Annotated in this window: 10 protein-coding genes and 2 pseudogenes; 5 read left to right on the plus strand and 7 right to left on the minus strand. The window is 55.3% G+C overall.

Going from position 1 to position 12393, the window contains the following annotated elements:
- Positions 1-66 precede the first annotated feature (66 nt).
- Positions 67-1281: an IS701 family transposase gene (locus ACMX25_RS40115; protein WP_414955357.1), complete on the plus strand. Its 1215-nt coding sequence runs from the start codon at positions 67-69 to the stop codon at positions 1279-1281.
- A 296-nt stretch (positions 1282-1577) separates the two neighbouring features.
- On the opposite strand, the gene ACMX25_RS40120 is transcribed toward ACMX25_RS40115, so the two are convergent.
- From ACMX25_RS40120 to ACMX25_RS40145, 6 genes and pseudogenes are all read right to left on the minus strand, one after another.
- Positions 1578-2738 carry a sensor histidine kinase gene (locus ACMX25_RS40120; RefSeq protein WP_414955358.1) on the minus strand — a complete coding sequence of 387 codons (1161 nt, stop codon included), beginning with the start codon at positions 2736-2738 and terminating at the stop codon, positions 1578-1580.
- A gap of 218 nt (positions 2739-2956) precedes the next feature.
- A complete protein-coding gene (locus tag ACMX25_RS40125; protein ID WP_414955359.1) occupies positions 2957-5302 on the minus strand; it encodes a hybrid sensor histidine kinase/response regulator in 2346 nt (781 codons plus the stop codon).
- A gap of 213 nt (positions 5303-5515) precedes the next feature.
- Entirely contained in the window at positions 5516-5707 is a 192-nt protein-coding gene (locus ACMX25_RS40130; RefSeq protein ID WP_414955360.1) for a hypothetical protein, read from the minus strand.
- Between the two features lie 478 nt (positions 5708-6185).
- Positions 6186-6341 (minus strand): annotated as a pseudogene (locus ACMX25_RS40135) (IS5/IS1182 family transposase); the annotation flags it as partial.
- Between the two features lie 552 nt (positions 6342-6893).
- Positions 6894-7367 carry a DNA-binding transcriptional response regulator gene (locus ACMX25_RS40140; RefSeq protein ID WP_414955361.1) on the minus strand — a complete coding sequence of 158 codons (474 nt, stop codon included), beginning with the start codon at positions 7365-7367 and terminating at the stop codon, positions 6894-6896.
- A gap of 866 nt (positions 7368-8233) precedes the next feature.
- A complete protein-coding gene (locus ACMX25_RS40145) occupies positions 8234-9250 on the minus strand; it encodes a Crp/Fnr family transcriptional regulator (RefSeq protein ID WP_414955362.1) in 1017 nt (338 codons plus the stop codon).
- A 527-nt stretch (positions 9251-9777) separates the two neighbouring features.
- Here ACMX25_RS40145 and ACMX25_RS40150 point away from each other — a divergent pair.
- From ACMX25_RS40150 to ACMX25_RS40165, 4 genes and pseudogenes are all read left to right on the plus strand, one after another.
- Positions 9778-10347, plus strand: a complete 570-nt coding sequence (locus ACMX25_RS40150; RefSeq protein WP_414955363.1) for a phasin family protein — start codon at positions 9778-9780, stop codon at positions 10345-10347.
- Between the two features lie 167 nt (positions 10348-10514).
- A pseudogene (locus ACMX25_RS40155) lies at positions 10515-10884 on the plus strand (SDR family NAD(P)-dependent oxidoreductase); the annotation flags it as partial.
- Positions 10862-11041, plus strand: a complete 180-nt coding sequence (locus tag ACMX25_RS40160) for an SDR family oxidoreductase (protein WP_414955364.1) — start codon at positions 10862-10864, stop codon at positions 11039-11041. The pseudogene ACMX25_RS40155 and the gene ACMX25_RS40160, both read left to right, overlap by 23 nt.
- A gap of 485 nt (positions 11042-11526) precedes the next feature.
- The gene (locus ACMX25_RS40165) at positions 11527-11931 is read left to right on the plus strand and encodes a response regulator (protein ID WP_414955365.1); all 405 of its coding nucleotides are present in this window, start codon (positions 11527-11529) and stop codon (positions 11929-11931) included.
- Between the two features lie 134 nt (positions 11932-12065).
- Here the strand turns inward: ACMX25_RS40165 and ACMX25_RS40170 are convergent.
- The coding region (locus tag ACMX25_RS40170) for a transposase (RefSeq protein ID WP_414955205.1) at positions 12066-12393 on the minus strand (328 nt) is incomplete at its 5' end.

A 12393-nucleotide genomic window follows, 5' to 3' on the forward strand; every position in this document is an offset into this window, starting at 1 on the left:
CTAGTACCACTGTGTTACAAAATAAGGCATGATTCGCTTATCTTCAAGCACATTGTGAGGAGAGCGATGGAAACTACTTCGAAGAGATTCGAGGAGTATGTGTCCCTGATGGCTCAGTCGCTTGGGCACGCTGATCGTGTCGAGCCTTTTCGTGGCTACTGTACGGGCTTGATGTTGCCGGTCAAACGCAAGAGCGTTGAGCCCATGGCTGCGCATCTGTCACCGGACCGGGTGCGCTCGGAACACCAGCGCCTGCATCACTTTGTAGCCGATGCACCGTGGTCTGATCAGGCGGTGCTTGATACGGTGCGCGGTTACGTACTTGAGCGAGTAAGCCGGCGCGCGGGTTCGCCTGAGGCGCTGATTATTGACGATACCGGCTTTCCGAAGAAGGGTAAGCACTCGGTCGGGGTCGCTCGGCAATATTGTGGCCAGCTCGGGAAACAGGACAATTGCCAGGTCGCAGTCAGCGTCTCGCTCGCAAATGAACGCTTCAGTCTGCCGGTGCGCTATCAGCTGTATTTGCCGCAAAGCTGGGCCGATGACGCAGACCGTCGTAAGGCTGGCAAAGTGCCCGAGGCGCTTGAGTTCGTCACCAAGCCGATGCTCGCGCTGCAACTGCTCGAAAATCTCGCCGAGGTGGAATCGTTGCCCGAACTGGTTATCGCCGACGCCGGTTACGGGGCAGGCACCGAGTTCCGCGAGCAGCTCACAGCGATGGGCTTCACGTATGTGGTCGGGGTAACAGGCGCGGTCAGCCTGCAGATGCAAGCTCAAGCGCCATTGCAGGCGAAAGAGCTGGCCATGCAGCTACCGTCGCGGCGCTTTCGCACGCTCACATGGCGTGAAGGCACCAACGCCGCCCTGTCGTCGCGCTTTGCGGCAATACGGGTGCACTGCACCTCCCGCGCAGCCCAGCCAGCTGACACCCTCGAGGAGCAATGGCTGCTCGTCGAGTGGCCCAGGGAAGAAGTCGAGCCGACCAGGTACTTCCTCAGTACGTTGCCGGCTGATACACCAATCAAGGAGCTCGTGCGACTCGCAAAACTGCGCTGGCGTATTGAGCGTGATTACCAGGAGCTCAAGCAGGAACTTGGCCTGGGGCATTTCGAGGGACGCAGTTGGCGCGGCTTTCATCACCACGCGACGCTGTGCATAGCGGCATACAGCTTTCTCGTCACCGAGCGCCTGGTGGCGCAAAAAAAAACTCCAGCTTATCGGTTACCCGGCAAAGTGTCTTCCTTACCCGAAGGCTTCCGGCCCCGGGGCGCCCCTGCGTAAGCAGCGCCATGTGCCGGACTCCATTACAACGCTGCGATGGGGCTTGCTGCCGCGCTGCTTGCCCGTCTCGAGCGGTGCCCGTGCTGCGGCCGGAAAATCGAATAATTTGTTAACACAGTGGAACTAGTGAGTGGGTGCTTGAGGCCGTCGGCCTGACGATCGCACGCTAGCGGATCTGCTCAGTCACGAAATCTCCGAAACACGTTCATCCGACGTTAGCTGCAAGGTGTGCACACCCATGAGGTCTTGAATCCCGGCGCTGAATCTAACGATAGGTACGGTGCTCTCGGTCTGTTTCAGAGGGAATGACCGCCTCCCTTACCAGGTAACGGGCCACCGTAAAGAGGAAGGCTAATCGTAAAGGCACAACCTTTTCCGGGCATGTTGCGAGCGGTAAGGCTTCCTCCATTCAGTTCGACATTTTTTCTGGCAAAAGCAAGGCCAAGGCCAAGTCCGCTTCTGTCATTAGTGCTCTGTGTAAAAGGCAAAAATATGCCTTCTGTATCCCCTTTAGGCAGGCCGCCACAGTGATCAACGACATCGATCATGATGCGGTCCGCCGCTGCATGTACATTCAAAAATACCGCAGTGTGTGCACGGGTGAATTTGAACGCGTTTTGCACCAGGCTTCCGAGAGCTGTATATAGCAGGTCTCGATTCCCCCTGGCATTAAGGTCTGGACTAACGGCTGTAACAAGGAGCGAGCATCCGCGTACCTGTGCAGCCAGCTCTGCAGCAAATTTGATCTCTTCGATGAACTCAGCGACGGAAAACACTTCTTCGCAGGAGGAGCGCCCGGACGTTGAGCGTGTCTCGGCTAGCGCTCGATCGATCAAATCGCGAAGCTCAAATAGGCCGTGTTCGAGCACCGAGCCAGTTGCACCCTTAAGACTTAAATTGCTGGCCTTCGCGGCCGCAAAAGCAAGCATTGCGGTCCCGAGACGGCTTCGTAGATCGTCGGCCAAGTACTCTATCTTTTCGGTCATATCGAGCGCGGTGTTATGCGCTGATGCGGCATCACGCTGCATGGTGTACTCGACAACAGCGCTCGCTATTGCATTGTCTAGGCAGCGGGTGAGCGTTCTGAATTCATCGACCTTAAATTGCGCCCCGCGCTCACAAGCGAGGTCCGTGATCGCCTGACACAGACCGCCATAACTATGTATAAGCTGATCGATCGAAAATCCGAGAAGCAGAAGTTCGCGCCCGTGCTTTGCAGCTGATCGGTCCACGTCGTCCGGGGGCAGTTCGCTGGCCGATAGGCCGTGATTTTCAACGGGGGTCAGGGGATCACTTGTCTGTTCGATTTTAAGCGTCTTAATCAATTGATCTAGGAACAATGGAACGCCGTTTTGCAGGTGCTCCGTGCTTACCGTGCGGCCAGATCGTCGAGCGACTCTACTCCTGCATCGGTCAATCAAAGCTGCGCGGTTATTCAACAAGAATTCGTGCATCATTCGGTCACCTTGAGCGTAATTTAGCTACGCCATTTGCAATACTACTGATCGATCCAGCGTACTCCGCGGCAACAAAGGCAGTTGCGGGCAGGAATCGACGGTCAATCTTGAAGCCTGAGCTTTTACCCCAATCCAACTATATTTACCGCTTGACGCGAGCCCTGTTCCGGTGCGATGTGTCACGAAGCGACGGCGACGGCCTTAGCGAGGATGCCTACTCAGACGACCGGTGTTGAGGTCGCGTAGCCCGTTGCTGCAGTCTCCAGGATTGTTTGTATTTTGGCAAAGTCAACCGGCTTGACCAAATGATGGTCAAAGCCGGCCTTTAACGCGAGTTGTCGGTCCGACTCTTGTCCATATCCAGTTGTAGCAATCAGCACGACATTGGTCAGTCTCTTCTGCTGCCGTATCCAGGTCGCCACTTCATAGCCGTTGAGTCCTGGCAACCCGATGTCCAGCAAGACCACATCCGGTCGATACTCATCGGCTTCTCGTATTGCGGCAAGCCCGTCATGAACTGTGCGCACGTCGTGTCCCGACAGTTCCACGATAAGTGACAGGCTGTCAGCTGTATCTGCATTGTCATCCACAACAAGGACCCGCAGCACGTGCGTTGCCATTCCGACGGTGTCAGTGGGGACCAAGCTGGTTTTCAGAGCGGGGGCGTTCACAACAGGGAGCCGGACGACGAACTCGCTGCCTCGGCCCGGCCTGCTGAAAACTTCAACGCGGCCATCGTGCATTTCTACGAGCCGATGCACAAGGGCCAATCCGATGCCCAACCCACCACGTGATCGAGCAAGCGAGTGCTCTGCCTGCGCAAACAACTCGAAGATGTGCGGTAACAGCTCAGGCGCAATACCAACCCCTGTATCGCGCAGTCTGATCACACACTCATCCTGCTCGTGCTCGACGGTCAGCCAAACGCGACCTCCCTCATCGGTGTACTTTGCAGCGTTAGTAAGCAGGTTGACGATGACCTGCTCCAGTCGCGCGGGGTCCGCGCGTAGCCAGATAGGGTTTGGTGATAGCGATACTAGAAACGCATGACCGCGCTGGTCCATTAAGGGGCGTGTGGTCTCCACCGCGTGTTCGACAATGTCGTTCACGGCGACCACTTCATTTCGTAGAACGACCCTGCCAGTCGTGATGCGGGACACTTCCATGAGGTCGTCCACCAACCGTGTCAGTTGAACGACTTGACGCTGGATGATGATGCTGGCTCGCTGCCGAATCGAGTCGTCAGATTCGCGCATGCGCAAGAGCTGCACTGCGTTTGCAATCGGGGCAAGCGGGTTGCGCAATTCGTGGCTTAGCATTGCCAGGAACTCATCTTTACGCAGGTGCAGATCGGTTAACGCCTCGGCCTGCTCCTCTAGCTTTCGCTGCATCCCGGAACGTTCGCTGATGTCCCGGATGTTGCACTGGGCAACAGCGCGTTGACCAACTAAATACACGTTGCTGATGAATTCCACTTCGGCGCGCTTACCATTCTTCGTCTCGAGGGGAAGATTGTCGTAACGTACATAACCGCGCTCTTGCAGCTCTCGGTACACCGCTTGGCTTGACTCCTTGTCTCCAAAGAACCCAATTTCCCAAAGCTCCTTTCCCAAAAGCTCCTCGCGCGAGTAGCCCACCAATTCCGTCACGAATGGATTAGCGTCTATGATTGCGAGCGTGATCGCGTCTAGGACGAGGATACCGTCCTTGGCGCTTTGAAACAGCCGGCGATAGTTAAGTTCGGATGTCTCCAGAGCTGCCTCAGCCAGCCAGCGGTCCGTAATATCCTCAATTGTGAGCATAATGAACTTTGGCGCATTGCTGGCTGCTTCCAGGCGACGGGCGCTGAGCAACAGGACACTTTTGCCATTCCGGAGGCGGAGGTTGTTCAGGCGGCAAGTGCCCACCAGTTGATCGTGCGCGAGAACGTCGTCGAGCATGGCGCGCAAGGGCACCACATCCCAACGGCCGCCGTCCACGTTATAGATGCTTTCCCCTTCAGTCTCGTCTTGTGATACGTGGAAGGTGCGGTAGAACGCCATGTTCGCTGTTTTGACCCGGAACTCGTCATCAAGAACAAGAAACGGTTCTCGTATTGTGGCAATGATGTCATCGTCGTAACGCAGCGCGACGTCCAGAAGCCGCTGTTCTTGAGTGCGCGCGGATGCATCTCGAAAAATCACCACGGTTCCAACGACTTTTCCTTTTGCATCGCAAATGGGCGAGATAGTGTGTTCAATCGGCAATACGCTATGATCTTTCGCAACCAGCAGCGCGCGGGGCGATGTCTGCGTCCCCGCTTCTATGCGTACGGCGTGTGAAGCGTTGATATCGAATGGGTTGCGGGCGTCTTCGCTGACGAGGTTTAACACCCTATTCAGCGGATTTCCTAAGGCATTCCCTCGTGTCCACCCGGTAAGCCGCATTGCCTCCGAATTTACGAAGGTGACAATCCCGAGCGCATCCGTTGCAATGACAGCATCACCAATGCTGCAGATCATGGCTCGGAGCCAGTTTCGCTGCGCATGAATCGCGTTCACGATTTTGTCGAGAAAAGCGGTCATGTCCGCTCCGTTATTCGCTGCTGCTGATTTAAGCTTCAATGGTTGCCATGGCCGCCACAAATCCTCGGATCCTGACCGCCGCTCACAGAAGGTCATGGGTGCGGGCAAAAGGTGCCCACGGTAACCTCGACCTCAGCGCCATGTCAATGCGGGATGGTTTCGCAACCCCGGCTTTCTTGCTCCCGGATTGGCATGCGAATGTCTAAACTGGTCCTACGTGCTTTCAGATACCTGGTGACTCTTCATCCACTCGGCAAGCTTATTCTCAAGTTCCTCAATACGATCTGCGGCTTCGCACAGCTCGTCGAGGAGTCGATATTCCTCATTCATCCCACCTCTGCCAACCACCACCGTATTGCCCGCCCGTTCGCGGAGCCTTTCAATGATCCCGTCCGGTTGACGCATGGTCGCTTCTCCGTTTCATTGGTTCAAGCTGGCAGTAGGAAATCTCTCGGCTAGCGCTAAACGTCAACGCTGAGAACTACCACTGTAAGATGAGTGTCGACACTTCGCGCGCTGAGAAGTGAACTTTTGCCGCGTCCAGTTATGTTTATTTGAGACCGTTCCAGCACTACGGCTAACCCGACCGAATTCAGGCTGTCGCACCTGCTCTGATGGTCGCTGGCAAGGACAACCTTCGGATCGCCAAGCGCGATCATCACATTTTTAAGGTGCTCAATCAGTTCACTGGCCGTCATGAGGTTTCTCCGTTGATAAGTAGGCGTCTGTTCGGATAAAGAGCCGACAAGTGCAGCGGTGCATGTCTACGGATTGAAAACTCGATAATCGCAATCTGCTGCAGTGCTCTTGGCTGCGTTCAGCAAGACTTAGAGCGCTCATCAACAATCCATGATTGTTTCACCGAGTTACCTTAGAGGCGGTTTCAAACAAAAAAAGGCTGCATTGATCGCTTAAGGGTGCTCCAACAGATGAGGCAAGCGGCGAACTTCAGGAAGGTTTCATGGATCTTGCCAAGTCGCTCGTAGCGCACTCGAAGACGATGGTAATGATGGAACCAAGCATGAGTACGTTCGACTATCCCTTTGGACGCCACACGCGCGGCTTGCTGTGCGCACTTCGTTCGGCATCGTTGAATCAGTGCTTTTCATGATTATTCAACAGAAATTGGTGCATTCTCGCGTCACCTCGGTATTCGGTATTAGCGGAACAGCATTAATCAGAGGAAACCACCGTTGCCGTACCGTTTCAGAACACCAGGGCCGTCAATGTGCTTAACGTCAATGTCATATTCGACACGTTACGGGTCTTTGGGCGACATATCGGATTTCGCTTTCAATGCACACGACTCCGGCTTACCTGAAAACGCCGGGATAACTTAGGCGACCGGCGGACCTTGCAATGAGAATGGAGGAGTGTAGATATATTGCTTGTAGCGACAATAGGCGTCGGTACGCTGCCGTACAACGCCTTCTGATGCAGGGCTTTCGCAGCATGTTCGCGCGAAGGCTCACTTGAGGCATTTGCTTAATACCACCCTCAGTGCCACATGCGACGAACCGAGCGTGTTCGTTCAGAAAAGCCCACTCGATAGTCGCGGAATGAGATCGATCTTTTCCAATATCGGACTTCCTCAGGCTTGTCGTAACGGTATTTCATGTAACATCGTTTCAGCAAAGTAGTCGTCGAGAAGGCCTGCAATCCGCCAAGTCGCACAGGGGCGACGACAGTGTGCGTCAAAACCCGCTGCCTTCAGAGCGTCGATTGCATCGAATGGTCGGCTGTTGCTCATTGCAACGAGCAGCATGTTTTTACTGTCCGTACCTTGAAGACTTTGGAGAAAGGAAAATCCGGAGGCAACGTCCAGACGCGTATCCAAGAGGAGAGCGTGAGGACGCCAAGCAACGACGATGGCTCGCAAGGAATGAAGGCTTTGAGCATGCAACACTTGCGACCCTTTGAGTCGCAGTGAGAATGCAAGTGAATCGGCAACTTCCTTATCTGCGTGCCCGATCAAGACGCGACGACTAGCAAACGACGTCGGTAATCGTTTGACCTGCCATGTCGCAAATTGCTCGGCGTAACCGTCTTCGGATCGATCAGTCAAAGTTCCTCCGTATGCGCATTTGGCGCTGTTCTGATGGCTAGCATCACAGCAAAAGTGGTCTGCAGCATTGAATCAGTCGGTGACAACACACTAATAAATCTGATGATCGACTAAACGGTTTTTTTGCCGTCGGTGGCAAACTGCCTTGGAGAATTTTCCGAACGAATTTTTCGCGTTCCAATCCTATTGAACGGCTTCTGTCCGGACCGGTACGTATCGCGTAATCGATTTAAAACAGTCGCTGTAACTCCTGTTTGTTGACTTAGGCAAAACGAGAGCAAAGCAAGGCGGAAGCAGTAAAGCGCAGATTCTGCAATTTTATGTACAACGGATTTCGCGAACGAGGGGGCACAAAAGCCAGCATGGGCAGAAACACGGGCATCACCTGTTTGTCAAGAGACAGCCAACCTTATTGTGAGTTTTAATTAAGGCTTTCTGCAGTGAGCATCGAGCGTCTTGATCTGGAAAAGGTCACCTCTCGGCGGATAGTGCGCGTGACCATCATATTCGTCGGTACGGTAACGTACCGCGGCCAATCGGGGGTACGTTTGTCATCCGGCGAACAGCGCAGGGCGCTTTGGCGAAGCGCGTGGAGCAAGCGTTAGGGTCAAAGCTGACAGTTTTCTGTACATAGCGGCCTGGATTTCCGATTAGACGGAATACACAGCCAATACCGTACAGACCACTCTATTTTTAGACCGCGATGTACTTAGCGAAAATCGATGACCTCCTTCGATACCCTAGTCCGAATGCTGAAGGAATCTCACGCGGACTCTTTGCGTAGTCGGATGACGGACGGTCAGTCCGAGGAGTTGATCGCGGAGCGCTCAATCGCGATTTGTTTCTGCCGGTCAAGGCTGCGCGATTCAAAGGCTGCTGAAGAGCCTATCGCTCTCGCGCTTTACAACCTTGTAGCACTCACAAACCTGTTCTTCAAGTACACGCCGGTCCATTACCTCGATCAAGCCACGGCTGTAACGGATCACTCCATCGTCCTGTAATTTTTTGGCTGTCTCCGTCACGCCTGCTCGACGTACACCGAGCATGTTCGCAATGAGTTCCTGGGTCATCCGCACTTCATTCGTTTCCAAACGGTCAAGGCTAAGCAATAGCCAGCGACAGAATTGCTGTGCTATTGAATGGTGACGATTACAAACCGCTGTCTGCGCCATCTGGGTAATGAGCGCCTGCGTGTAGCGGAGAAAGAGACGTTGTATTGCGCCGCCGCGAGCAAACTCCCGCTTGACGATCTCGCCACTTAGACGGAATGCCTGTCCGGCACTCTGCACGATTGCGCGATTCGGCATCGTCTCTCCGCCCATAAATAGTGCAACGCCCAGGAGCCCATCTCGACCAACTACCGCAATCTCAGCAGAAGCACCATTTTCCATCACGTATAGCATCGAAATAATGGCCGTGGTTGGCAGATACACGTGGCTCAGATGGTCACCGGGCTCATAGACCACCTGCCCCAACTTCATGGATACAGGTGACAGATGAGGGGCGACACGTTCCCGCTCGTCCGGTGGGAGCGCTGCCAGGAGATAATTCATTTGCGAAAGAGCGTCTTCTCGCTGATTTGAAAATGCATCATCGCGTGTCTGTCCACTGCGGTTGACCCGAGCAATCAGTTGCTCGTGCCGTTTTATAAGTTCTTCGTGGTTTTTTTCAGGAAAAAGGCTCAGTACTGCCGAGTGCAGCGTGTCATGACCCAACGCATCCAGAATCTTGATTTTAGCCAGTGTTCCGAGATCGCTTTTGTTCTTTCGCCAGGCGGAAATTTGCGAACGCGTAAGGCCCAAACCATTTGCCAGTTGCGCGTCGCTGCCGAAATGTCCACTCCGTTTCAACTCATCGAATAACTGGAGCCAATCGAGTTGCATTGTCGGATAGTTGAAAAATTGTCAAGTTTATTTGACGCAGTCTCAAAGATCATGAAATAAATCTGCGAGATTCGGTGTGTCAAACCGAAGTGACATTTTATAGCACAAGCGCGATTTTACCGTAATGCCGGGTTGAGGCGTTTCGCATTCCGCAGATGAAATGTACTTTCGGGATTGCGGGATGATCGACTCGGTCACGTATATGCGGCTCCTCCCACTTTCGGACCGGCCGCCCGGTTAAAAACTTAATTATGTTGATTAATCTCCTCCAGCCGCATTACTATCGAGTTGCGTATTGGCATGAACAAAATAAACAGAGAGAGAGAGTCCGCATGGCGGATGGGTGACGTCGGTCGTTGACGCGAGCCCCGCAGCATGATCGCAGAAACGGATCGATATCGTATCTCTCATTTAGCAAAGCGGAGCCAACAGGTTTTCCACTAGGCATCGATCACGTATGGCTCGTCGCGCAAACGTTTGCTTCCAACTCCCCGGGCACGCGACGAATCGACTTTCAGGAGCTCATCATGAGTTTGTCGTCACCCGAACAATTCGCCGCCGCGCAAAAATCCAATCTCGATACGTCGTGGGCTGTGGCCAACGTGATGTTCGACGGGTTTCAAAAGCTCGTTGAGCTGAACCTCCACGCGGTCAAGTCGACGCTCGCCGAAGGCCGCGAGAACGTGGGCAAGGCGCTGCCGGCTAACGATCCGCAAGATCTGATATCGGCGCAGGCGCGCCTGATACAGCCAACGGCAGAAAAGATTCAGTCATACAGCCGTCAGGTGTTCGCGATTGTGGCCGCAACTCAAACCCAATTCTCGAAGCTCGCCGAGGTGCAATACCAGGCGCATAACCAGCAGGTGCAAACACTGGTCGACGATGTCGCGAAGAGCGCCCCGGCTGGGTCGGAAGCCGCCGTCGCAGCGTTGAAGTCGACCATCACCGCAACTAATGGCCTCTACGAAACGGTCCAACGCGCCACGCGACAGGCAACTGAAGTTGCCGAAAGCAATTTCGAAACGGTCGTTGCCGCCGCATCGAAGGCAACGCAACACGCCGTGGAGCAAACGTCCCGAACCGCGAAGAAATCATAAGGGACACGTGCGGTCGCCTTTGGACGTCGCGACGCAGCGCGCGGGGATTTTGCGGCTGCACGTCTCTTCGCCCGTATGGCTGGGAGAGATCTCGCCAGCCTTGTTGACCGCCAACCTTTGAGAGGAGATTGAGCATGGAAAAACAACTGGCCTTGGTGACTGGCGGAATGGGCGGACTGGGCGAAGCCATCAGCATTAAGCTTTTTGACGCTGGTTATACCGTGGCGGTCACCTATTCACCGAACAATGCGGGTGTCGAGAGCTGGCTCACGCGGATGGTCACTGATGGGCGACAGTTCCGCGCATATGCGGTCGATGTGAGCGACTACGATTCCTGTCAGCAATGTGCGCAAAAAATTAGAAACGACCTGGGGCCGGTCGACATCCTCATCAACAACGCGGGCATTACCCGAGACGCCAGCTTCAAGAAGCTGGACAAGGTCAATTGGGACGCGGTGATCCGGACCAATCTCGATTCGGTGTTCAACATGACGAAGCCGGTGTGCGAACAAGGGTGGCTTCGGCCAGGCCATCTACGCGGCCGCCAAGGCCGGTATGGACGGCTTCACGAAATCGCTGGCGCTGGAAGTGGCCCGCGGAGGTGGCTGGGCTCGTCTTGTATTTGTGCTCGCGCGAGGCCGGGTTTGTGACGGGTGCGAACATCGCGATTAACGGCGGTCAGCATCTACAGTAACCCTCGAACGGCAGTCGAACGCGATGCAAGGAGTTCGCTATGACCGAGTCGTGGATGGGAATGGTTGCCGGTTCAGGTGTACTCGCAATCTTGGCGACCATGATCATTGGTCACTATCGGCGTGAACATATGCGGGCGCAGCTGCTCAGGCGAATGGACTATCGTCAATGTTGGGGCGTGATGCGTCGCAGGCGTTGATAGCGTTTCCTGCCTCCCGATGACGGGTTGAGGTGATTCTGCGAGAGGAGAAAGACCTTTTGCTCATCCTTGCTGGGTGGTGATCGCGCCGGAACCGTCTCCGACTGGTCGTCCCGCGCCTACATGCCCGTGGCGAATCGGCGGTGCTCGGTAGACCCGCGGATTCAGGCGTTAATGGGTGTTGGGCGACGCGGAGGGTAGGGTGGGGCGAGCGCCGCTCAGTCAGATTTCAGTGGGATATGGGGCCGCGAACGCCCCGGTAGACATCGTCGGGGGAGGAGTGGTGTATGACGACCGTACTGTTGGTGGACGATGAGCCCGAGACGTTGGCCGCTTGGGAAGCGTGCTGCGAATACGACGGATACGAGGTGAAAGCCGCAGGCGATGGTCAGGCGGCGCTGGCCGTGTTGGCGGCGACCCCCGTCGATATCGTCGTGGCCGATTGGCGCATGCCGAACATGTCTGGCAGTGCACTCTGTCGCCACATCCGAAGCGAGCCAGATCTGGCTGAGATGATTTTTATCCTTGTATCTGCTGAACCAAGCCCGCCCGCTTTTGTGCGATACGACGGCTTTCTGCGCAAGCCCGTTGACGTACCGGTGCTGCTGGCGACGATGCGCCGGTTGCTCGCTGAGCATGCGGCCGAATGCGCCGCCACGCGAGGGCACATCTCGACACATCGACAACCCTGAGACGCTCGAGGTGGCGGCAGGTCAACTTAGTCTTACTGTGTCACAAAGTTAATTTGACATTCCCACAGCAGGGACAGCGCGGAAGCCTGCCGGTGATCGCGCGGGCGATGAGTACTCGCAGCGTCGAAATCGAGTCAGGCACGTGGCGCTGGACCCGTCCGGCTGCCGCGAGGGAGGTAACCTTCGGGTAGGGAAGCCGCTTCTGGTCGAGCGCGGTTTTTTTTTGCGCCGTCCTGACCGAGCCGCTCGGTGACGAGAAAGGCGTAAGCCGCAATACACAGCGTGGCATGGTGATGGAAGCCGCGCCAGCCGCGGCCCTCGTAATGCGCGAGGCCGAACTCCTGCTTGAGCTCCTGGTAGTCTCGCTCAATACGCCAGCGCATCTTGGTGACGAAGACCAGTTGTTCCAGCGTGGCATCGGACGGCGCCGTGCTGAGGAAGTATTTCACCGGCTCGGCTTCT

Origin of the sequence: Caballeronia eucalypticola (assembly GCF_047608185.1) — a bacterium.
Classification (GTDB): domain Bacteria; phylum Pseudomonadota; class Gammaproteobacteria; order Burkholderiales; family Burkholderiaceae; genus Caballeronia.

Excerpts from the sequence above, each read along its gene's own strand:
- ACMX25_RS40125 (WP_414955359.1), bottom strand. The coding sequence starts at position 5,302 with ATGACCGCTTTTCTCGACAAAATCGTGAACGCGATTCATGCGCAGCGA.
- ACMX25_RS40150 (WP_414955363.1), top strand. The coding sequence starts at position 9,778 with ATGAGTTTGTCGTCACCCGAACAATTCGCCGCCGCGCAAAAATCCAAT.
- ACMX25_RS40120 (WP_414955358.1), bottom strand. The coding sequence starts at position 2,738 with ATGATGCACGAATTCTTGTTGAATAACCGCGCAGCTTTGATTGACCGA.
- ACMX25_RS40165 (WP_414955365.1), top strand. The coding sequence starts at position 11,527 with ATGACGACCGTACTGTTGGTGGACGATGAGCCCGAGACGTTGGCCGCT.
- ACMX25_RS40115 (WP_414955357.1), top strand. The coding sequence starts at position 67 with ATGGAAACTACTTCGAAGAGATTCGAGGAGTATGTGTCCCTGATGGCT.
- ACMX25_RS40145 (WP_414955362.1), bottom strand. The coding sequence starts at position 9,250 with ATGCAACTCGATTGGCTCCAGTTATTCGATGAGTTGAAACGGAGTGGA.
- ACMX25_RS40130 (WP_414955360.1), bottom strand. The coding sequence starts at position 5,707 with ATGCGTCAACCGGACGGGATCATTGAAAGGCTCCGCGAACGGGCGGGC.